Origin of the sequence: Pseudolysinimonas sp., from assembly GCF_039912695.1 — a bacterium.
Taxonomy (GTDB): Bacteria; Actinomycetota; Actinomycetes; order Actinomycetales; family Microbacteriaceae; genus Pseudolysinimonas_A.
Map to the genome: position 1 here is coordinate 176,771 of NZ_JBDSPJ010000014.1, position 23,042 is coordinate 199,812.

15 protein-coding genes are annotated in these 23,042 nt (G+C 67.5%); 7 read left to right on the forward strand and 8 right to left on the reverse strand.

Annotation, left to right across the window (positions count from 1 at the left end; genetic code table 11):
* Positions 1-158: 158 nt before the first annotated feature.
* From ABIR17_RS05940 to ABIR17_RS05950, 3 genes are read left to right on the forward strand one after another with little or no spacing between them, the layout of a single operon-like run.
* A complete protein-coding gene (locus ABIR17_RS05940) occupies positions 159-656 on the forward strand; it encodes an RNA polymerase sigma factor (RefSeq protein WP_348003448.1) in 498 nt (165 codons plus the stop codon).
* Positions 649-1,575 carry a hypothetical protein gene (locus ABIR17_RS05945; protein ID WP_348003449.1) on the forward strand — a complete coding sequence of 309 codons (927 nt, stop codon included), beginning with the start codon at positions 649-651 and terminating at the stop codon, positions 1,573-1,575. Before ABIR17_RS05940 ends, ABIR17_RS05945 begins: the two co-directional genes overlap by 8 nt.
* A gap of 10 nt (positions 1,576-1,585) precedes the next feature.
* Positions 1,586-4,045: a hypothetical protein gene (locus ABIR17_RS05950; protein WP_348003450.1), complete on the forward strand. Its 2,460-nt coding sequence runs from the start codon at positions 1,586-1,588 to the stop codon at positions 4,043-4,045.
* 9 nt (positions 4,046-4,054) lie between these two features.
* Here the strand turns inward: ABIR17_RS05950 and ABIR17_RS05955 are convergent, their stop codons facing one another.
* The 4 genes from ABIR17_RS05955 to ABIR17_RS05970 form a co-directional block, all read right to left on the reverse strand.
* The gene (locus ABIR17_RS05955; RefSeq protein ID WP_348003451.1) at positions 4,055-4,834 is read right to left on the reverse strand and encodes a DNA-formamidopyrimidine glycosylase family protein; all 780 of its coding nucleotides are present in this window, start codon (positions 4,832-4,834) and stop codon (positions 4,055-4,057) included.
* 14 nt (positions 4,835-4,848) lie between these two features.
* Positions 4,849-5,397, reverse strand: coding sequence for a thermonuclease family protein (locus ABIR17_RS05960; RefSeq protein WP_348003452.1), 549 nt, complete (start codon positions 5,395-5,397; stop codon positions 4,849-4,851).
* Positions 5,398-5,419: 22 nt separating this feature from the next.
* Entirely contained in the window at positions 5,420-10,021 is a 4,602-nt protein-coding gene (locus tag ABIR17_RS05965) for an ATP-dependent helicase (RefSeq protein ID WP_348003469.1), read from the reverse strand.
* Between the two features lie 137 nt (positions 10,022-10,158).
* Positions 10,159-10,632: an alpha/beta hydrolase-fold protein gene (locus ABIR17_RS05970; RefSeq protein ID WP_348003453.1), complete on the reverse strand. Its 474-nt coding sequence runs from the start codon at positions 10,630-10,632 to the stop codon at positions 10,159-10,161.
* Positions 10,633-10,815: 183 nt separating this feature from the next.
* Between ABIR17_RS05970 and ABIR17_RS05975 the strand changes: the two genes are divergently transcribed.
* Together ABIR17_RS05975 and ABIR17_RS05980 are read left to right on the forward strand one after the other, a co-directional pair.
* Positions 10,816-11,358 carry an NUDIX hydrolase family protein gene (locus tag ABIR17_RS05975; RefSeq protein ID WP_348003454.1) on the forward strand — a complete coding sequence of 181 codons (543 nt, stop codon included), beginning with the start codon at positions 10,816-10,818 and terminating at the stop codon, positions 11,356-11,358.
* A gap of 235 nt (positions 11,359-11,593) precedes the next feature.
* On the forward strand, positions 11,594-20,017 hold the full coding sequence (locus ABIR17_RS05980) for a DUF5979 domain-containing protein (protein WP_348003455.1): 8,424 nt from the start codon (positions 11,594-11,596) through the stop codon (positions 20,015-20,017).
* Here ABIR17_RS05980 and ABIR17_RS05985 read toward each other — a convergent pair.
* Complete coding sequence (locus tag ABIR17_RS05985) at positions 19,989-20,462, reverse strand: hypothetical protein (protein WP_348003456.1); 474 nt, start codon at positions 20,460-20,462, stop codon at positions 19,989-19,991. The genes ABIR17_RS05980 and ABIR17_RS05985 overlap by 29 nt on opposite strands.
* A gap of 45 nt (positions 20,463-20,507) precedes the next feature.
* Between ABIR17_RS05985 and ABIR17_RS05990 the strand changes: the two genes are divergently transcribed.
* Both ABIR17_RS05990 and ABIR17_RS05995 read left to right on the forward strand, forming a co-directional pair.
* Positions 20,508-20,954 carry an EVE domain-containing protein gene (locus tag ABIR17_RS05990; protein WP_348003457.1) on the forward strand — a complete coding sequence of 149 codons (447 nt, stop codon included), beginning with the start codon at positions 20,508-20,510 and terminating at the stop codon, positions 20,952-20,954.
* Positions 20,951-21,400 (forward strand): hypothetical protein, encoded by a 450-nt coding sequence (locus ABIR17_RS05995; protein WP_348003458.1) that lies wholly within the window; start codon positions 20,951-20,953, stop codon positions 21,398-21,400. The genes ABIR17_RS05990 and ABIR17_RS05995 overlap by 4 nt, the downstream gene beginning before the upstream one ends.
* On the opposite strand, the gene ABIR17_RS06000 is transcribed toward ABIR17_RS05995, so the two are convergent.
* From ABIR17_RS06000 to ABIR17_RS06010, 3 genes are all read right to left on the reverse strand, one after another.
* Complete coding sequence (locus ABIR17_RS06000; protein WP_348003459.1) at positions 21,397-21,960, reverse strand: CGNR zinc finger domain-containing protein; 564 nt, start codon at positions 21,958-21,960, stop codon at positions 21,397-21,399. The two genes, ABIR17_RS05995 and ABIR17_RS06000, sit on opposite strands and share 4 nt — an antisense overlap.
* Positions 21,929-22,453, reverse strand: coding sequence for a SprT-like domain-containing protein (locus tag ABIR17_RS06005; protein WP_348003460.1), 525 nt, complete (start codon positions 22,451-22,453; stop codon positions 21,929-21,931). Before ABIR17_RS06005 ends, ABIR17_RS06000 begins: the two co-directional genes overlap by 32 nt.
* Positions 22,453-23,042 (reverse strand): PQQ-dependent sugar dehydrogenase (locus ABIR17_RS06010; RefSeq protein WP_348003461.1); only part of this gene is annotated, 590 nt, incomplete at its 5' end. The genes ABIR17_RS06005 and ABIR17_RS06010, both read right to left, overlap by 1 nt.

The following is a 23,042-nucleotide window of genomic DNA, read 5'->3' on the forward strand; positions in this document are numbered from 1 at the left end:
CGGATTTATGCGAATGCGCAGGATTTGCGGGGAGTCCACTTCGCTCCATGGACTGTGGCGCCGGGTGACCGTATGCGGCATCCTGTGCACAGCGTTTCTTTTGTGGGCCTGTCAACCTGACCGACCCATTCCCGCGTCGAGGGAATGTGAGCGTCGCTGTGACTGAACGAACCCAGGTTGACCTGGATACGTTCATCGCCCGCGAGTATCCGAAAGTCGTCGCGGCCGTGGGGCTCATCACGGGCAACCGGCAGGATGCTGCGGACGCGGTTCAGGATGCGATCGTCGGGTTTCTGGCGAAGCCGCCGGCCCGAGAGATCACGAACGTCGCCGCCTGGATCACCGTGGTCGCGACCAACCGTGCGCGTGACCTGCAACGGTCGCGGGGGGCGGAATCCCGTGCCTATGCCAAGGTCGGAACCTCCGACGGGAGTTACGACTCGGCTCTTGCCGGACTGGATGTTGACGTTCTCGACGCCATCAACAAGCTGCCGGTGCAACAGAAACAAGTGTGCGTGCTGCACTACCTCCTCGATCAATCGGTGGAAACCATCGCCGAAGGTCTCGGCGTCAGCGAAGGCACGATCAAGACTCAGCTGTTCCGCGCCCGAAAGGCGCTCGCGGCACGAGTGAGGAAGGAGGATCACCATGGCTGAGTTCGACGGACTCGACAGCCTCGTGCGCGATGCGCTCGGACGCGCGGCTGCACCAGGTGACTCCACCGGTGTCGCCGACGCCATCCGTTCACGGGTTGCGTCCGGCGACGCCGGTGCCTCCGCCACCGGATCCACCGCGCCCGGATGGGGTGGAAGCCCGCGCGGTTGGGTTCCGTGGGTGGGCCTCATCGTGGTCGCCGGAATCGTGGGGAGCGTTCTTGGGGCGAGCGGTGCGTTCGGTCGACCCGCAGGGGAGACCACGGTCGCCAACGTCCCGGTCGAGCTGGGTCAGACCGCCGCAATCTACGAATGCATCGACGGCCCGATCCTGGGTCGGGTTCCGGCCAACACCCGCGTGCTCGCTGTGTCCCGTAGTGAGGACTCGCTCTGGCTTGGGGTGCGCGACCCGCAGACCCTCGGCGGAACCGTCTGGGTTCAGCTCGGCGATGTCTCGCTCGACTTCCCGAGCTACATCAGCGACCTCACGATCAGCGAAGGGTGCCCGACGGTCGTCGTGACCCTCCCCGCCCCCGTGGTCACAGAAGCGCCCGCGCCTCCGGCCCCACCTGCGCCGCCGAAGCCGAACCCGCCGGCACCGACGTCGGATACGACCCCGCCGACCATCGGGCAGCAAAGCGTATCGCCGAATCCGATCAGCAGCTGCGACCCGGCGCCGTCAGCCACCGTGGCGGCGAACGCGTCCGACAACGTCGGCGTTCAGTCGGTCTCCGTCAGCTGGAGCGGCGCGATCACTGGCTCCACCTCGATGTCGTTTGCAGGTGGAACGCATTGGACTTACGCATTCACACCGCCCAACGCAAACGGTTCAGTCACCTTCAAGATGCAGGCGCGTGATGCCGCAGGCAATCTCAGCCCGTTCGTTTCCACCTCCGTCCTCAACTACAACTGCATCGGCTGAGGCGACGACGATGACTGTTCCTAAGTGGCTCATCCCGGTGATTTCGGTGGTCGCGGCGCTCGCCGTCGGCATCGCGGCCGCCCTGGTTGGGGGGCTGTTCGCCGCTCCGCAGTCGACCACGATCACGGCCGCGACGATCCAAGCTCCCGTTCTGGCTCCCGTTGCGGGCGACCAGACCCTCAAGGAGCTGCTCGACGCCAATCCGGATGATTTCCCCGTCAGCGGCACCGTGGGCGTGGGAACGGCCGTGGATCCCGACTCTGTCCCCTCCGGCGTGCTGCCCGACGACGTCTCGACGCTGCTCGACGACCTCGACAACGCCCCCGATCCGGCGGATGTCGCCCCTCCCGGGACCGATCCCACCAGCCCGGCGCCGACCGGCGACCCGTGCGCCGATGACCCTTCCGGCCCGGAATGCCCGACCGGCATCCCCGGCACGATCCTCGCGATCGGCGGTGAGCTGCCCGCGCTGCGCGTCGTCGCGACGGGCGCCAACTCCGCCGACTGCCCGGCGCCCGAGGCGGGGATGATCCGCTTCATCGCGACGACTAACGCACCCGTCACGTTCGACCAGTACTTCATCTCCTTCACCGGTGGAACCAGTATCAACACGCATGTTCCGTTGGAGACCACGGATGCGCAGCGCACCGCGTGGAACGACGCCAACACCGCGAATCCCGACCAAACCGCGACGATCGCTTACTGCATCGAGCGGTCGGGCTACACGACCGATTCGAACGTGCAGGTGAACCTCTCCGCCACCGACGACCTGGGGCGAACGGCGTCGGCGACGATCACGGTGCGGGCCTCGAACGGGCTCGACGTGCCGCCGACGCGCATCTACCCGATCGGATCGAGCACGGTTTTTGCCTCGGCGCCGCACACCGCTGACGAGGTCGTGCGGATGTTCGTCTACGACCAGGCGGTCGTGCCGTCGTGCGACTACGCCGACGGCGCCGGCACCTATCCCACCCTCCGCTCGCCGACGACTGAGGTCGTCTCGGACAGCTACCTCAGCGACCACTCGTACGAGCCCGACTACACCCGGCGCACCAGTGCGACCTTTGCAGTGCCTGTCGCGACGAATCTGCTCGTCTGTATCGGATGGTTTCCCGCCCACGACTCGAGGCCCAGTTTCAGCCGGGACACTCCGCTCCGCGTCAGCGAGTACCCGATGACCAGCCCGGATGTCTCCGCCCCACGCGTCGTCGTGACCGAGGCCGAGACCTGGGGTGGAGTCGCCACCGGCAGTGTGACGCTCGATGCGACCACCGAAAACGGGCAGTTCTGCGGGGAGTGGACGGGACCGAGCTCTACCTCGACCGGCGTCGTGCTCTGTGACTACGCCGCCCTGCTCGGCCGCACCGACGCGGGCGGCTCGATGTTGGTGACGACCCGCGTGCCGACGGCGGCGGGATTGGCGGTCAACCACCAACTCCTCGATGTGAGCCTGCTTTCCTGCGACGGCGGGTGCGCGGGCCGCACCCGCACCTTCGACGTCCCCCTGTCCTCTTTCGTACGCCCGACATCCATCTGCAGCCAGAACTGTGACGTGCCGGTCGGCCAGTCCGTCGGGGTCGCGCGATTCGTGGTCACCTGGCCGGCGACGACCACCGGCGCCGGATGGGTGCTGGGCGATTGGCGGGAGGGCGACCCGACGGTCGACACCGATCCGCGACCCAGCATGAACACGGATGCGACGGTCGTCGTGACGCCGAGCGCGACCGGTACCCGCTCGTACGACGCCACCCTCGGCGTCACGACCGACCGACCGACGACCGTGACCGCCCGACTCGTCGGCGGCGACGGAGTTGCCGGCGTGTGTCCGCTCGCCGGCGGCACGGCTACGACCCAAGACGCGACCCTGACCACCCTGCACTCATTGAGGTTCACAGGACTCTGCGCGGGGACGGGGTACGCGATCTCCGTGACGCTGACCGATGCGTCGGGTGCGACGACCAGCTACGGGCCGAGTGGTGCCCACTCCGACGAGGGGCCGTCCCGCCTCTGGATCGATGGGTCGTTCTCTACCCCTTCCATCAACGCCTCTGCAGGAGTAACCGGCACGTTCTCGACCGGCGACTCGACCGCAGTGATCGCGGTCACGCGATTCCTGGTGTCGTTCAATCACCAAGATGTGAACCTCGCCCCGCACACGATTGTGACCACGACGGCCGACTGCTGGGTCGGCGACGCCCACGACTACTACGGGTCGCACGCGCTCACAGTGGGTGAGACGATCCCGATCACCGTGCATGTCGAGTTCTGGCCGGGCACCGACTTCGTGGCGTCGACCGCTCCGGGCGAGCCGGGCTACTGCACGACCGCGAGCGGTTGGTCGTCATTCCGTCAGGTCGCTTTCACGGGCTGGGTGACCTACGACCAGCTGATGGCGAACGCGACGGTGACCTTGACCGACCCCGATACGGGCTACGTCGTGACGCTCGCGTTGCAGGGTTTCACGCGCTGATCATCACCATCACGACTGACACCGCGGACACCAGGTGACCTGGCGCTCCTGGCCCTCGACGCGACCGATCTCGTCGCTCAGAAGTCGGGTGCCGCAGCGGCGGCACGGTTGCCCCGCTCGACCGTAGACCCAACTCCGTTTGCCGGGTCGCAGGTCGCCGGTCGTCGACCGCGTCCAGCGATCCTTGTTGGCCTGCAACATCCGTTCGGCCAGGTCGACCAACGCCGGAACGTCGCCGATGTCGCCGAGGGGACGCGTCGGCAGCAGCCCGCGCACGAAACACAGTTCGTTCGCGTAAACGTTGCCGATACCCGCGAGGTTGCGTTGGTCGAGCACGGCGACGTAGACCGGTACCTCCGGAGCCGTGGCCAGCCTGCGTACTGCTTCAGCGGCATCCCAATCGGGTCCGAGTAGATCAGGCCCGAGGTGCGCGACGACCTCGCCCTCGCGCGCGGTCGGGATGACCTCGAGCATCCCGAGTTCGAAGCCCACAGCCTGCACGGTCGCGGTATCGATAATCGCGCGGGCAAGGTGGGCCGGGCGCTGCCACTTCTCGCCCGGACCGAAGGTGCGCCAGACACCCTCCATTTTGAGATGCGAGTGGATGCTCAGCTCGCCGATCCGGTGAAACAGGTGCTTGCCGCGCGACACCACTTTCCGCACGGTCTCGCCCGCGAGATCGACCGTCGCGAACTTCGGAACCCGGATGTCGCTGTGCGTCACCACCTGACCGGCCAGTGCGGCGTTCTGTAGCTGCGCGGTCTTCCACACGGTGTCGCCTTCGGGCATCTAGCTAGCCCCGATCAGCACGAGCCCCACATCCCGAGGTTGGAGCGCTGGGCGGCGTTCTCGGCATCCTTCAGCACGTCGAAGTAGGCGTCGTTGGGGGCAACCTTGATCGCCACGGCGAACCCCTCTTGCACGAGCGAGAGGTTGATAAAAGTGCCGTCCTCGGTCCACAGGTAAAAGAGGGAACGGTCGTAGCGATCCGTGAGTCCGGCGTCGTGGCTCACCAATAGGGTGGCGCCGACCGGCGCGAGGCGTTCCAGCTCGGAGGTCGCTTCGTGGCCGTAGCACTCCAGCTGCGGGTAGATCTCGGGAGTGTCGATGCCGATCAGACGTACCGTGACCGGCGCGGCGGAGTAGACGACGACCCCGTCGGGGGAGTCGGTCTGCAGGTTAAGGGTGTCGCCGTCGTGGACGCTGACGACCTGCATTTCGAACGCATCGGCGGGGACACCGACCGGGAGCGGCGACCCGTGAAGGATGGCGGGGTTCGCCCGCAGAATCCAGAACGCCGCGAGCACGAGTACCGCGACCAGCAACACGGCGATCAGTCGGCGACGGGGCATGCTCCTACCCTCTCAGTTCTGTTCAGCCGCGGAGCCGTAGGCCCTGCGGGGTGGCCGCGAATCCCGCCGCGATCAGGGCAGCGCCCAGCGGCGTGTTCATGGCGAACTCGCCGTCGATCTTCTCGATGCGCACCTTTCCTCCCGTGCGGCGGATGGCTTCGGTGAGGGATGTCGCGGCGGCTCGAAGCTTCGGCTCGTCGCTCGTGAAAGTCAGGACTGTCTTTCCGCCGCGCTCCACGTAGATGCCGAGGGCGCCATCCACGAGTACGACGAGGGAGCCGGCTTTTCTGCCCGGCCGATGACCTTCGGCACCAGGCCAACCCAAAGCTGCGCCGTAGGGATTCGCCGGGTCGGTCGCCGTCATCGTCACGGCGACCGGGGTGACGCCCTCTTCGGGTTCGGCGGCGAAGGTGCGCAGCCGGTCGACGGTGGCAGGGGTCGCGAACTGGGCTGCGCCGAGCCCGTCGATGAAGTACCCCCGGCGCGTGCGACCGGTCTCTTCGAGTGACGACAGCACTTTGTAGGCGAGCGAGAACCCGCCGACGACGCCCTCGGACATCACAGCCCCTCGGGTCACGACGCCGTGCCGTTCGAGCAGCTGTTCGGCGAGGGCCGAGGCGCGCACCGTGGGGTTTGCTTCGGGCGCGGGGAGGAGAGACCACCTTCCGGCGACAGTGGGCGGCGCAGTTTGCGCGAGGGAGTTCGCGACTCTGGCCCGCATCCGATGGGCTCGATTACGGGGAGTGGCTCGGGCTCTCGTTGTGGTGGCACCGAGGCGGGCGCGCAGTGGGGCGAGGGTGTCGTTGCCGACGAGTCCGGCCCAGACCAGATCCCAGAGGGCGCGAGCCAGCGCGGTGTCATCGACCGGATCGGTGAGGCTCACCGCGGTCGAGAGTTGGCGGAAGAAGAAAGCACCGCCCCCCGCGAGGGCGTCGATGATGCGGCCGTGCACATCCCCTTGGTCGGTGAGGTTCGGTTCGCCGAGGGTGAGGGGTGCGGCATCCGCGAGATGGAGGGCGACCCACCCGTCGCCGCCGGGCAGCTCGCCGCGACCCGACCACAGCACCTCACCGGAGGTCGTCAACTCGTCGAGCATCGCGGGGGAGTAGTCGCGCACCCGGCTGGGCAGAACCATGCTCTCCCAACTGCTCGCGGGCAGCGCGACGCCGGCGAGTTGGTCGATCGCGGTCACCAGTCCGTCGACTCCCCGGAGGTCGCCAAACCGATGCCAGGTAGGAAGGAACCGTCCGAGCGCCTGCTGCGGCACAGGTTCGACTTCGGAGCGCAGGGCCGCGAGTGAGCGTCGTCGCAGCCGACGCAGGATCTCGGCATCCACCCATTCGGTGCCGGTCGCGCCGGGACGGAACTCGCCCTCGACGACCCGGCGGTCAGCGGCAAATCGGCGCAGCACGTCGGTGACGACGGCGACGCCGAGTCCGAGTCGGGATGCCGCATCCTGAGCGCTGAACGGACCGTGGGTGCGCACATAGCGCGACACGAGGTCACCGACCGGATCGTCGACCGGATCGAGGAACGCGTTCGGCACCCCGATCGGCAGCGGGACGCCGAGGGCATCCCGAAGCCGGCTCGCATCTTCGACGACCGCCCAGCGTTCATCGCCCGCGATCTGCGCGCGGATCACTCGGTTCGCGCGCACCAGTTGCTCGAGTGCCGCTTGGACCCAGCCATGCGCACTCGGACCCGAATCGAGGGGGGTCTGATCGCGCATGGCTGGGTCTAAGCGGAGGGAGAGTTCGTCGGTCGAGAGCGGACCCAGGATGCGGAGGAGGTCGACGATGCCCTCGGCGTCCTTCGCGTGCCTCTCGGGGTCGAGGCGCTGCAGTTCGAGTTCGGTCTGCTCGATCACCTTCGGGTCGAGCAGTTCGCGCAGCTCCGCGCGACCGAGCAACTCGGCGAGCAGTTGCGGGTCAAGGGAGAGTGCAGCGGCCCGGCGCTCGGCGAGGGGAGAGTCTCCCTCATACATGAACGCGGCGACGTAGCCGAAGAGCAGGGTGCGGGCGAACGGCGACGGGGATGTGGTCTCGACCTCGACCAGCCGCACGGCCCGGCTTGAGATCGCAGTGGTCAGCTCGGCGAGGGCGGGGAGGTCGTAGACATCCTGAAGTACCTCGCGCACGGTCTCGAGGATGATCGGAAACGTCGGGTACTTGCGCGCGACGTCGAGCAACTGGGCGCTGCGCTGACGCTGCTGCCAGAGCGGATTGCGGCGGCCGGGGTTGTAGCGCGGCAGCAGCAGGGCGCGCGCCGCGGCCTCGCGGAAGCGGGAGGCAAAGAGCGCCGAACCCCCGACCTCGGTCGTCACGATCTGTTCGAGTTCGTCTTTCTCGAACAGGAACAGGTCGGCACCGGGCGGCTCGGCGTCGGTCTCGGGCAGGCGCACGACGATGCCGTCATCTCCCGCCATCGCGGAGCCTTCGACGCCCAGGCGTTCGCGGATACGCGCCGAGATCGCGAGTGCCCACGGGGCGTGCACCGGCATCCCGTAGGGGGAATGCAGCACGACCCGCCAGTCGCCGAGTTCGTCACGGAAGCGCTCGACCAGCAGTGTGGTGTCGGTCGGGACGGCGCCGGTCGCGGCCTTCTGCTCCTCCACGAAGCGGATCAGGTTCCTCACCGCCCACTCGTCGAGTCCACTGTCGCGCAGCCTCTGCTCGATCCCCTTCGGCTGCGCGGCCAGGTCTTTCGTGAACATCCCGATCGCCTTGCCGAGTTCTGCGGGGCGGCCGAGGCCGTCACCCTTCCAGAAGGGAACGCGACCGGGCTGCCCGAAGGCCGGGGTCACCAGCACGCGGTCGGAGGTGATCTCTTCGATCCGCCAACTCGTGGCACCGAGGGCGATGACATCCCCGACACGGGATTCGTAGACCATCTCTTCGTCGAGCTCGCCGACCCGGCGGGCGCCCTCAGCGGTGCCGACGATGAAGACGCCGAACATCCCGCGGTCGGGGATCGTGCCGCCGCTCGTGACAGCCAGCCGCTGCGCTCCGGGACGTCCTTCGATCGTGCCGGCCACGCGATCCCAGACGATGCGCGGGCGCAGTTCGGCGAACTCGTCGCTCGGGTAACGTCCCGCGAGCAGGTCGAGCGTCGCCTCGTAGGCGGAGCGGGGGAGCGTGGCGAACGGCGCCGAACGGCGCACCGTCTCGAACCACCCCTCGACGTCGAGGGTTTCGAGGGCGACCGCAGCGACGGTCTGCTGCGCCAGGATGTCGAGCGGATTCTGCGGCACCCTGAGTGCCTCGATCAGCCCGGTGCGCATCCGCTCGCTCACGACGGTCGTGCCGAGCAGGTCGGCGCGATGCTTCGGAAACAGGATGCCCTTCGAGATCTCGCCGACCTGGTGGCCCGCTCGCCCCACGCGTTGCAGGCCACTCGCGACCGACGGCGGAGTCTCGACCTGGATGACGAGATCGACGGCTCCCATGTCGATGCCGAGCTCGAGGGAACTAGTGGCGACGACACAACGGAGGCGACCCGACTTGAGCGCGTCTTCGATCTCGGCGCGTTGCTCCTTACTTACTGAGCCGTGGTGGGCTCGTGCGAGCTGCGGATTTTCGGCGAGCACCTTGGTGGCCACCCCCGTGGTGCCCGACTGCCCGACCATCTGCGCCGGGAACTTCTCGGGCACGATGCCGGTGAGCATCTCCGCGTAGATGTCATTCATCGCCGCGGTCAGCCGTTCGGCCAGCCGCCGGGAGTTTGTGAACACGATCGTCGACCGGTGTTCAAGCACTTGTTCGACGATCGCGCGATCGACGTGCGGCCAGATCGAACCCGCGGATTGCAGCCCAGTCTCTTCGGGTTCGCCGGGTCCGGTGATCACCGCGTCGGTCGTGCGCACGCCCAACTCGGTCATGTCTTCGACGGGAACGATCACCCGCAGGTCGAAGGTCTTCGCGGCCGGCGGCTGCACGATCGTCACCGGGGCGGCGCCGCCGAGGAAACGCGCGACCTCCTCGATCGGCCGGACCGTGGCACTCAGCCCGATGCGTTGCGCGGGCTTCTCGAGGAGAGCATCCAGCCGCTCCAACGTCACCGCGAGGTGCGCGCCACGCTTGCTCGCCGCCACCGCGTGGATCTCGTCGACGATCACCGTCTCGACCCCGGTCAGCGTCTCGCGGGCCGCACTCGTCAGCATCAGGTAGAGCGACTCGGGGGTCGTGATCAGGATGTCGGGAGGCTCCCGCAGCAACATGCGACGATCGGCATTCGTCGTGTCACCGGATCGCACGCCGACCGAGATCGGCGGGACGGCCTGGCCTAGGCCCTGCTCCTTGAACAAGCGCAGCCCTACCTGGGTGATTCCCACAAGCGGGGCGCGAAGGTTGCGCTCCACGTCGACGCCGAGCGCCTTCAGCGGGGAGATATAGAGAACGCGGGTGCGCTGCTTCGGGGTGTCGATCTTCGAGCTGGCGGCGAGTTGGTCGAGAGACCAAAGGAATGCCGACAGTGTCTTACCGGAACCCGTGGGGGCGACGACCAGGGCGTGCCGACCCGACGCGATGGCATCCCAGGCGCCGACCTGCGCGGGAGTCGGCTCAGGGAAGGCGCCGGCGAACCACTCCCGCGTGGCGGGGGTGAAGCGCGAGAGCGCGGGATGCATCCTCACATCTTCGCCGTTGCCGCAGACAGCCGCTCGCGCTCGCGCGCCGTCGGCATCCCGTACGTAACTCTCGGAATCACCGGGGTTCGTCGACGATACGTGCACGAGTACCACTCGGGCCGAGAGTTAGGTACGAGTCAGCCGAGCTGCTCCCGCAGGAACGCGTTGACGTCGACCAGTTCCTCGTCGGAGATCCCATGACCAAGCCCCGGGTAGCTGCGCCGCGTGAGAATCGAATGCCCCGGGAGCCATTCCCCCAGGCGCGCGACGTGGACAGGTTCGATCACCAGGTCGGCGGTGCCGTGGCCCCAAAAAACCGGGTGCGGGTGTTCGGCAAGCACCGCATCCCCGGGATCCGGCGCCGGCGACATGAGCCCCGAGAGCACCAGAACGTACGAAACCAGATCGGGATGCCGGCGCAGCACCTGCACGGCAATCGATGAGCCTTGCGAGAATCCCAGCAATCCGACCGACGACGCGTCGGCGACTGCCGAGGACAGCCAGGCGGCGAAATCATCCGCCACCCGGTCGGCCACCTCGACCCCGCCTTCCAGCGGGATCGGGTACCACTGCCAGCCGGCCCCCATCGGATGCCGGTCGGGCGCGCGCACCGCCGCGATCACGAACTCGGGCGGGAGATACGGAACAAGGGAGAAGAGGTCTCCCTCATGACTGCCCTACCCGTGCAACAGGACGAGGAGCGGTTTACCCGCGCGCTCACCTTCGGGAACGTTCCACAGGACTGCGGCGGGGTCGATAGACACCTCACCAACCTACGTGGGTCACAATGGAGCATGAGCTCCGTGGGCACCCCCGACCCGAACTCGTCCTGGCTGTCGGACGACGAGCTGGCTGAAGTGCGCCGCCGCATCCCTCTTCTCTATGTCGAGGCGGTTCCGGTGCGCGTCGACGGGATGGGTGTGGTCACGAGCGTCGGGCTGCTGCTGCGCGCCAACCCGCAGGGCGAGATCACCCGCACCGTCGTCAGCGGTCGGATCATGTTCGGCGAGACGATTCGGGATGCGCTGTTCCGTCACCTCGAAAAGGACCTCGGCCCAATCGCGTTCCCGCAGTTGCCGGCCAGCCCCATCCCGTTTCAGGTCGCCGAGTATTTTCCGATTCCGGGGCTGTCGGCGTTCACCGATGAGCGGCAGCACGCCGTCTCGCTCGCCTACGTGGTCCCTGTCACCGGCACCTGCGAACCCCGGCAGGATGCCCTCGAACTCTCCTGGATGACTCCCGCCGAGGCGTCATCGCCATCCATTCACGCCGAGATGGAAGGCGGCCGCGGCACCCTGTTGCGCGCGGCTCTCGCCTCCGTCGGCGTGCTGGGCTGACCCCCCGACCAAGCCCTCCAAAATCGGCCCGGGAGGCGCCGGGGTACAGCAATCGGCGTGTCGAACCCTGAAGCCCGCATTTCGGGGGACGCGCGTACCCCCCCATGCTGGTCGCGCCCCAACTGGGTCGATGACACCCGTTTCCGCCTCACCCAAACTGGGCGTCACGGCACCCGAGCCGTCGACGTGTGATGCGTCGCCCCGGGTATCCGCACGGAATCTGGGGGGATTTGTTATGACGTCATGGACGTCCAAGCTTCGGGGAGTTGCCTCGCGCGCAGCCCTTGCTGGCGCGCTTGTCGGGCTGTTCGCCGGAGTCGTTGCCGCAGCACCGGCCGCGGCCGCCCCGGACTATTCCGCCGTTCTGCATGTCACCAAGTCAGTTCAGAACGCCGTCCTGGCCCCGACGGACACTCTCGCGTACACGATCGCGGTTGAGTGCCTCACCGACGACTGTGTGAGCGCCCAACTCGTTGACGCCATCCCCGCCGAGTTCGACGCTCTGACTCTCAATCCCACGGTCGTCGTGACCGGTGGAGCCTCCACGTACTCGTGGGGCGGCACCAACAACCGCACTCTGACGGTCAACTTCACCAAGGCCACACCGAGTGGACCGGGAATCCCGTCGGGTGACGGCTACTCGGTGCAGGTTTCCCTGGTGGTTCCGGGCAATCTTTCGCCGGACTGGCCGTCGAACGGGGTGCCGGTGACCAACACCGCGACCGTGACCGCGACGACCGCGGCTACGGCGTCCGCAGCCGTTGCGGCCACGATCACCGTTCCGTACACCGTCGCAACGACGGCGAGCGCCGCCTGGTCGCCCCCGACTACGCAGTTCAAGGTCGGTGAGCTCTCGAACCTGACTCTCACGACCCGCAACACGTCGAACGCCAAAGCCGACACGCTGACGCTGCTCGCTCCGACCGACCCGACGTCGGGAACGAACCTCTTCGAATGGGTGAACTTCGCCAGCTTCGGTGCGGTCACCTTCCCCGCCGGCGCCGATCGCATCCAAGTGGATGCCTACGTCGCAGGATCGTGGATCAACGGTGCATTCGACACTGTCGCCGCTCTCCCCGCCGGGGTGACGGCAGGCCAGGTCACCGGGTTGCGCCTCACCTTCGGATCGTCGATCGCGGGCGCTCAACTGACTGCCAACGGCAGCGCGGGATCAGTGGTGCTGAACCTGGCGCAGCGTGCGACCACCCGCACCGGGGCAACGTCGCTCGTCACCGGTGCCGTCGCCACGGCGGACGTGCGCGGCACGGTGTCGGTTCCCGGCCACGGCACTCAGTCCGCGAACGCCTCGGCGACGTACACGATCGGCGGACTCACCTCCGTCGTCAGTGGATCAGTGGTCTTCTCGACCCCCCGTATTCCGGCCGGTGGCTGGACGATTTCGACCATCACCGGACGCAACGCATCCAACGGCAACCTGACGGAACTGACCGTCACACAACCTGCGGACACGTTTCTCACCGACAAGATCACCTTCGGCGGGTTTACGGCCGGAGGGGCCGCCTGGCCCGCCGGAGCGACGTCAGCGACGGTCACCTGGTTGGTTGCCGGACAGGCGGGCGAAATCGACCCCGACCCGATCGAACTGACGGCGGGCGACGCGTTCCCAGCCACCCCGACGCTGTCGGCGACTCAGAGCATCACCGGATTCTCGATCCAATTCCGTGGCACGATCCCGGTCGGCGCCGCAGCGACCGTTCCCTTTCGCGTGAACCTCGCCGATGACGCGGTCGCGTCGTCACCCGGCACTGCCGTGTTCACTCAGACCGCCCAGATCGACGGGGCGAACGACGCCGGCGCGGCAACCCCGGTTACTCCGTCGGCAGACCTCACTGTTCTCTACCCGCAGGTCGCCGTCGCTCTGATCAAGACCGTGACCCCGACCGCCGCGGTTCCGGCCGGGGGGCGGTCGGTCGTGCAACTGCGCGCGACGACGTCAAGCGACTCCGGCTATCTGAGCCCGACCTCGATCACGATCACGGATGCGATGACCGCGGGCTCGCTCGACTATTGGCGCGCGTTCGATGCGGTCGCGATCGCCCCGACTCAGATTCCGGCCGGGGCGACACTGCTCATCGAGAGCACGACCAACGGCACCGACTGGACCACCGTCAGCTCGACTACCGCCGGCGCGAGCGCGATCATCCATCAGGAGGCGCCGGTCAACGGGACCGATCTGGTCGGGTTGCGGTTTACATTCACGAACACCGATGGGTTCAGCCCGGGCGGCGCCGTTCAGGCCAACATCGCGTTCGTCGCTCGCGCCACCCTGCGCGGCACGGCCGACCCGACGTCGTCCGACGGCACCGACGTGACCTACCTCAACAACGCTCGCGCCGACGCGGTCGGCGAGGTGGTGCTCGAAGACGGGTCTTTGGTCAGCAGTTCGTCGACGAGTGCCTCGTCCGCCGTCATCAAGACCATCCCGTCAGGCCCGGGCGCCGGGCTGATGTTCGACAAGACCTGGGTTCCGGTTTCGGGAAGCACGACCGTTTCTTCGCAGTCCCGCCTTCAGCGCACCGCACGATTGTCCTGGGGCTCAGAAATCGGCGGATACGATTCCGCGGTCGTCTCAGACCCTGCCGACCCCACCGCGCCTGTTGCAACCACGGTGTTCCAGGCGTTCGACCTGAAGAGGATCCAACCGATCAATTCGTCGAACGACCCCTATATCGCCTATGACAAGGTCACGAACGTCGAGCTCTACGTCGGGGGTGCGTGGGTCTCGATCTATCCCGAGGCCTGCCCGACAGCTGCGGCGTGCACGGGTCAATTCTTGGGCTACACGTTGTCGACGCAAGAGAGCACCGACACGACAGGCGTACGTCTGACGTTTGCCGAGAACTCGGCGGCCCGCGGAAGCGACCCTCTCGCACCGCCGATCGGCTCGGGGATCGCGAGCGGCCCGGACCCCCGCACGATCGACCTCACCTTCCAGATTCGCAACCGGTTGCGTGACGCGGCGGCCACCGCCGATCCGACCGACCCGTGGGTCACCGGCGATCGCGCGTACAACAACACCGATCCCGGCTCAGTACTCAACACGGCGGTGCTTGCGGTTAATACCGGCAGCCTCCCGAGCTCGGCCAGCATCCTGATCCTCGACCCGGTTCCGGCGGTCTCCCTGACGAAGGCGGCCCAGCCGAAGACGTCAGCGGGCGCCAATCTGACCAGCCCGGTCTCGGTCCCAGTTCTGGGGGATGTCGCCGCCACGTCGTATCCGAGCGTTCAATACACGATGACTGCCACCAACGCCTCGGCTGCTCAGGCCTGGTACCTGCGGGTGACCGACCAGATGCCGTGTTCGACGGCAGCGGTCAGCGACTGCGCGCACCCGACCTCAAGCGGGGTCGGGGGCTGGACCGTCAACCCGTACCAGGGTCACACCTGGGACCCGGCGACGAGCCCGTTCCAATACCTGACGATCCGCGGGATCAGCTACACGCTCAGCGCGGGATCGGGGATCGACCCCGCCGTCTCGACCGTCGTGCTCTGGTACGCGGATGGCACCAATGCCCCGATGTCACTCAGCGCGGCCGTGGGTCTGAGCTCGACCTCACTGGTCAATGTCGTCGGGGTCAGCGCCCTGTTCGGCGGCACCTCAAACGCCGACGGCGGCACGATCGTCAGCGGGGCAACCGCGACGCTCACGCTTGACACCCGGTTGCGCCAGTACCTGAGGTCTGACTCGTCGACGTTGGTCGCGGGATCGACCACCGTGACCAACTCGTCGTTCGCCCAAGCGTGGGACGGGGTGCTCAACGACACCGCCGCTTACGCCGCAAAGAGCGCGGCGATCACGCTCGTGGATGCCAGCCTGGCGGTCACGGTGAGCAAGTCGGCGAGTGTCACCACGATTCTCGAGGCGAACCGTACCGTCGACAGCAACGTGACGCTCACCGCGAATCAGAGCACGTCGACGGCGTCGCCACGCCAGGTCGTGATCCAAGACATCGAGCCGACCTTCTGGAACGCCTTCGAGCTGCGGTCTCTGACCTCCGTCTCGAAGCCCACCGGTGCCGACTCGATGCGGGTTGACGTGCAGCTCAACGGCTCGTCGACGTGGACCTTAGGCACCGTCAAGTCGTCGAGCCCGACCCTTCCGAGCGGCATCACCAACTCGCAGGTGACCGGGTTGCGGGTCACCTATTACAAGGCCGACGGTTCGCTGTTCTCGGTCACATCGCCCGCTTCGTCGTGGACCACCTCGGTCGTCTTCGTCGTGCGTCTGCGTGCCGCCTATCGCGACGGGACCGGCGCCATCCCGTTCCCGGCGACGATCACCAACACGGCGACGGCGACCAGCGATCACCCGACACTGGGTACCAAGACCGCCACCGCGAACCGTGCCTTCACCCTCGACCCGGGAACGTTCAAGGTCGACGTGCAGAAGTACACGCCGGTGAAGACCACTCCGGCCGGTGAGACGGTCAACTTCTCACTCATCAGCACGAACACCGGCACCGGCTACCTCGACAACCCGGTGATCGTCGATCAGCTCCCGCTCGATGCGGGTCTCGCGACCGGTGGACCGCTGCTGTTCGACCCGACCAGTGAGATCACGTACTCGACCAGTTCGGGCGGCATCCTCTCCACCACCTCGGTCGGCTATGCCTACAACCCCACCCTGCGCACCCTCACCTTCAGTTGGCCGGCCGGCGCGCGCCTAGCGCCGGGCGAGATCTACACGATCGTCATCCCGCTCCAGATCGCACCCGGGCTTCCGGCGACCTACGGTGACGTCCTGAACCGCATGACTTTCAGCTCCGATCGCACGCTGGCCGCGAGCGGGGGCTGCACGAATACATCGGGCAACGGCGAGGGCGTCACGAAGGTCGGTGCGAAGGGGTGTTCAACCAGCAACGACGTCACGACGGTCTCGGCCTCGGCGATCTCGTCGTTCAAGGGCGTCAAAGGCAATGTGGATGCCGACGGTGTCTCGACGTCCGGCGCGGTCAACGTGAACAATGTCGCAACCGCGTGCGTCGCCGACGGCCAAGGCTTCTACCGCAACCCGTGCGCCGCGTACTCCGTGGTGGGCGGCACCGACCTGTGGAAGCTGCAGTTCACCAACGGCGGCAACGTGCCCTCCACCTCGGCATCCATCGTCGACGTGTTGCCGAAGGCCGGCGACGTCTACCTCGGCACCGGCGCCTCGCGCGGATCGACCTACCGCCCGGTATTCGCCGGCGGTCTGACGCTCGCTACCGACACGGCGGGAGGCACGACCTACACCTGGGAGGTCACCACCACCGCCAATCCGTGCCCCAGTTTCACGACCAACGGAACCTGCTCGACCGCGACCTGGGTGAGCAGCTCGTCGTTCTCGGGTGCCTACGGCACGATCACCGCCATTCGGGTGAACTTCACCTTCCCGGGCGGCGAGCTGCCGCCGGGCGCGACCCTTGCCGTCACCTACCAGACCGTCAACACCCCGACCACGACGGTCGGTGACGGCCGCGCACCGGTGACCGCGCCGCTCGGTACCCCGCGCGCCTGGAACAGTTTTGGCGTCGACGCACTGTTCCCGACCGGGTTCGTCGAGCGCCGGGTCGAGCCGGTTCGCGCCGGCGTGCAGCTCTCGAGCGGCCCGATTCAGGTTTCCAAGGTGATCTTGGGCTCGACCGCGTCGTACGCGCCGACCTCGTTCGCTGCCACCGCATCCTGCACCGTCGCCGGGGTCCCGGTTGTGCTGCCCGCGTCGGGAGCGCTCACCCTCGCGGCCATCAACGCGATCCCGTATACCGCGCGGATCGACGGCATCCCGGTGGGATCGACGTGTCAGATCGTGGAGAACACGACCGGTGCTTCGTCGGTCAGCTATTCGCCCGCAGGTACCGGTGCTGCCGCCTTGACCATCGCTCAGGCTGGGGCCTCGACGGCACCGGTACCGGCTGCTCAGGTCGCCACGATCACCAACACCTACGACACGACCGACCTCACGATCACGAAGGCCGTCGTCACGACAGCGACGGCCGGACAGTTTGGTCCGTTCGCCTTCACCCTGGCGTGCACGGTGAACACCGGAAGTGCAACCCTCACCGTTCCGCTCGCCGCTGGGGATGCCTCGTTCACCTTGGAGGACACCGAGTCGCACACGGTGACCGGTCTTCCGGTCACCGCCCGATGCGCGTTGCGTGAGGCCGACTCCGATGGGGCAACCACGATCGGCGTGCGGGTCGACAGCGGCTCAACCACAACGGTCGTCGAGAACGCACCCGCGACCATCGTGCTCGGCACCAGCGCGTCGTACACGGCCACAGTCACCAACACCTACTCCGCCGGACGGCTGGCGATTCACAAGGATGTCGCCGGAGCTGGCGAGGCGGACTACGCCGGTGGCACCTACATCGTCGCCATCACCTGCAGCTATGACGGGCAGACGCTCTTCGACGACTCGGTCGACATCGTCGCCGCCCAGACCGTGACGCTCGAACCGATCTTCCCGATCGGCACCGCGTGCGACGTCAGCGAGACGGCTACCGGCGGCGCCACGACGCCCGCGGCGGATGCCTCGGTGACCATCGGGGTGGGGACGACCACGACCATCCTGACCAATCGCTTCGACACCGGAACGCTGAGCATCACCAAGTCGCGCACCGGTGCCTGGGATGCCTACGGCGCGGGTCCCTTCGAGGCGCATGTCGTCTGCACCTGGGACAAGCCGGGCAACCCGGCGATGCTCATCGCGCTACCCAACTCGGGCTACCTGACGCTCGACTCCGCGCACGGCTACGCCGCATCGGTGACCGGCCTCATCGCGGGAGCCGACTGCAGCGTCACCGAGACGAAGACCGGCGCAGCGACCACCTCGACGGTGTCGGCGCTCACGCCCCGCTACATCCCGGATGGCGGCACCAGCACCGTCACGATCACCAACGACTACGCGACGGGGTCGCTGCGCATCGACAAGGTGCGCGACATCGCACCCGGCGCCGAAGAGTTCGCGAACGGCCCGTTTGCGGTCGCTGTCGCCTGCGGTATCGACCGTGATGGCACCTGGTACGACCTCGACCTGGGTGCTGACGCGACTCAAACCCTCTCGACCGACGATGACTACACGGCGACGGTTTCCGGCATCCTTCAGGGCGCGTCGTGCACCGTCACCGAGACGGATGCCGGCCTCGCCATCACGAGCGACACGAGTCCCGAAGACGGCACCGTCGTCATCCCCGCTGCTGCCGACGGCCCTGCGGTCGTCACCGTGACCAACCACTTCCTCACCGGCAAGTTGGATGTCGAGAAGACGGTCGCCGAAGCCCTCGTGCAAGGCGGAGACACCCTGCACTACACGATCGATGTCGCCAACGTCGGGGATGTCGAGGCGGGTGGCGTGACGGTCACCGACGCGATCGATCCCGCCCTCAACGTCGGCACGATCACCGGCGACAACTGGACCTGCGATGTCGCCGGCCGCGACGGCAACGGGTACGGCGGAACCCTCGCCTGCGATCTGACCGGAACGCTGCCGGTCGGGGCGAGCGCACCGACGATCGCCTACACGGCTGAGCTGCGCGCGACCTACAGCGCCGACACCATCGACAACACCGCGGTCGTCGCATCGACCACGGTCGTCGTCGCGGGGGACCGTGACACCGTGTCGACGCCGGTGAAGTGGCTCGCCGTCGACGCCTCAAGCGTGTGTGTTCTCGACGCCCCGTGGCTCGACTACACGGTCGATGCTCACAACCTCGACGTCGCCGCCCGCACCATGCACGTGAGCTGGCTGAACTCCAGCGGCGATGTCGTGCACACCGATGATGTGCCGATCGCCGGCGACGGAACGGTCACCGGGCGCCTGCTCTGGCCGGGTGCCGCGGTGGATGGCGACGGCAATGGCGTCGCCTGGCCGGGGTGGCGTCCCGCCGCTGCGGGGGAGACCCCCGACTGGGAGAACCTGGTCCTTGACCCGACCCTGTCCAGTTACGGACTGCGAAGCGGCGCCTCGGTGCGCTTCGCGATCAACCCGTCAACGACCGTCACCGTGACCTACCCGCCTGCCACGGCATCCTGCGGGGAGACGCCTGAGGGCCAGAACTCCGACCTCTGGATGTCGAAGACCGCGTCGACCAACCGGGTCTCGGCGGGGGACACCTTCACCTACACGATGCAGATCGGCAACCGCGGTCTGGGTGGGGTCGGCGGGGTGGTTCTCATCGACGACGTGCCGCAGGTGCTGCGCATCCTTTCGGTGACGCCGACCGACGCCGCCGACGCGAGCCTGCCCGGCTGGGTTGACTGCGTGGTCTCTGATCGACTGCCATCCGGGTTGGGCGGCGTCATCACGTGCGAACTCGATCGGCCTCTCGGCTACAACCAGCAGGCACCCGACGTGCTACTCGACGTGCAACTAAGCCCTAACGCTCCTGCCGGTGCGATCATCAACACCGCAAAGGTAACCGGGTACGAACTGCCGACCTATCCCTTGCCGGACGATCCTCGCCCCGGCGATCCGGGTTTCGATCTGACGACCCTGGCGCTGCACGATAGCGCGGTGGTCGAGACGTCGGGGCGTCTGGCGGCGACGGGATCGACCCCGGAGCTCGGTGCGCAGCTTGCTCTCATCCTGATCACCGTCGGCGGGCTGCTCGTGATGTGGCGCCGCTCGCGGACTAGGGCCGTGCGGCGCGACGCGCGATAACGCGACGGATCCCGTTAGCGCGGAACTGCCAGAGCGCCCAGATCCCGATCCACACCACGGGCGTGAGGATGCCGGCCGAGAAGTCGAGCCGGTCGCGGTAGAGCGTGCGGTCGCCCTCAATTCGGGAGACTGCCATCCGGTGTCGCCAGGTCGTGATGACCGCGAGCATGCCCGAAACCGGACCACCGGAGTCCTCGAGGATTCGGGCGTCGCCGCGGGTGGACTCGCTGAGGCGGATGAGCTGGTCGCCTACCGGAACAACGCCGAGCACCTTGGCGCGCGTCAGGTGTTCGCCCGAGCTCCAGCGCGGCGGGAATCGGCGGTGACCGACCGGGGTGATGCGCAGCAGCGGCGCGAGCACCTGACCGAGCGCGAGGGGGTCGTGCAGCATCTCCCACACCGCGTCAGGCGTGGCGTCGAGTTCGAACTGCAGAACGACCCGCATAGCTCCAGTGTGGGGCGTGTCACCCGTCAGAGCCAGACTCGACGCGTGACGTATTGGCTGGCAGTTGTGCACCGTGACCACGTTCGCCGGGGAGTCGACCAGGGGATCGTGCAGGTCAACCACGGTTCGAAGGCGGGCGTCGCCAAGATGTCGCCCGGCGACGGCCTGGTCTACTACTCGCCCAAAGACGCCTACCCCGAGGGCGCTCCGCTTCGCGCGTTCACGGCTATCGGCCTCATTGCCGACGGAGATCCGTGGCAGGCCGCACCGATGATGATGCGCGGCGACGGCGAGGTTCGCCCCTGGCGGCGCCGGGTTGAGTACCTGGAGGGCGTCGCCGAGGTGCCGATTCAGCCACTGCTGCCGGTGCTCGAACTCACCCGTGACACGCCGAACTGGGGTTGGCTGATGCGTCGCGGGCTACTCGAACTCTCGGCTGCGGACTTCGCGGTGATCGCGACCGAGATGGGCGCCGATACCCTCATTCCGTGACTGACGCCGCCGAACCCCGCAGCCAAACCGCGTACCAGGTGCGTTTCGACTGGGGCCTTGCCGGTGCTGCCGCGGTCGAAGTCGAGGCAGATGTCGTCGCCTGGGTCGATGAACTGGATGCCGCGGCCGGGCCGAACGATACGCGCCCGGCGAGCGCGGCGAAAGCCGGCGAGTTCGCCCGCTGGTGCCTCGACCGGCAAGTGGAGTTGGGCGGGCGTTTCCGGATCGCGGTGGTCGCGGCCGGGGTCGTGCTGTCGGACGGTTCGCTGCGGTTCGCGGTCGAAGACCTCCTCGGCGCCGGTGCCGTCATCGATGCGCTCGCCGAACTCGGGATCGACCATCAGTCGCCCGAAGCCGCTGCGGCCGCCGCCGCCTACACCGGGCTGCGCAACGCGACGCGGCACCTGATGAACGCGTCGGTCAGTGCGCGGGAGTTGCGCGCCTAACCCGCGAGAGCCTGGGCTGCTCGCGCTCGGTGCGCGCGCACCTTCGCACGGTTACCGCAGCGCTGCATCGAACACCAGCGCCGGTTGACGGTGCGCGACTCGTCGCGGAACACCCGACGGCAGTCCTCGGCATCGCAGCGGCGGATGCGTTCGGGCTCGACACTGAGGATCGCGATGATGTCGCGGGCGAGCGTCGAGAGCACCTGACCGGTGCGTAGTCGCCCGGCTCCCGCCTGACGGCGACCTCCTGCGAGGGTCGGCGGAATGTCGGGAGTCGCCCCGAAGAGATTCACGGTGTCGACGTCATCCGGTCCGAGGCTCTCCTGGTCGGCAGCAGCGATGCTCAACCGGGTGATGGCCGCGCGCAATCCCCGCGCATCGGTTAAATCGCGCTCGCTCGCTTCGGTCGCGTCGAGACGTTCGTATCGGGCAGCGAGCCACTCGCCGAGATCACGGCCGTGCACCGGCTCGGGGGCGGCCGCGAAGTCAAGAGACTCCGCTCCGGCATCGAAGAACCAGGTCGTACCCTCAGGAGCGATCAGCCACTGTCCCGTACTCATTTAGCTGCGCCTCATGTAACTCAGCTTGGCGGTTACCACCCTCATCCCGGTGGTGCCACGCGATCACGAGTGCGGGGTTGAAACGCTTCGAACACTTGCCGCACGACAGCGCGCGGGTCGGTTTGCGATACCGGTAGTGGGTGTGGCCGTTCGGGCACCTTCCGATCCAGGTCGCCAGGTCGTCGGCGATCGCCCCGCCGTGCAGGCGCTTTCCTTCGTATCCCAGACCGGCGGCGATCTTTTTCCAGCGCGGCCCGTGGCCGGATGCCGGCCCGGCGAGTGCATGGGCGACCTCGTGCAGTAATACCTGGTGGATCTCGTCGTCTTCGTAGCGGGAGGCAAGATGCCGCGACACCGAGATGCGGTGTGCGCGGTAGTCACACAGGCCCGCGCGGGTGCGGGCGTGGTCGAACTCGAAGGTCCACAGCCGCGGGTCGAGATGGAGGGCGATGAGCGCATTCGCCCAGGTGCGCACCCGTTCGAGCTCGGCCACTAGCCCTCAGCCAGCGCAGCAAGCGATACCTGCAGCAGGCGGTCGTCACCGTCTCGGGGGTCGCCGCGCCCGTCGGTGTTGTTGGTGATGAACCACAGCGTGCCGTCGGGGCCGGCCGTCACATCCCGAAGTCGACCGAATTTCCCGACGAACCACGGGGTCGCGCTCGCTGTGCCATCCGCGGCGACGTCGATCGCCCAGATGCGCTGGCCCTTGAGTGACGCCAAGAAGAAGGTGCCGTCGACGTAGGTGAGCCCACTCGGGCTCGCGTCGTCGGTTGCCCACTGCAGCACGGGGTCGACAAACCGCGAGTCGCCCGCGATGCCTTCGACGATCGGCCAACCGTAGTTCGCCCCGGGCTCGATGCGGTTGAACTCGTCCCAGGTGTCTTGACCGAACTCCGCGGCCCAGAGCTGCCCGTCGGCATCCCATGCCAGCCCCTGCGGATTGCGGTGCCCCATCGAGTAGACCAGGGACCCCGACGTCGGGTTGTCGGTCGGCACGTCGCCCGTCGGTGTCATGCGCAGGATCTTGCCGTTGAGCGTGGCCGGGTCTTGAGCGGTGTCGGGGGTACCCGCATCGCCCACCG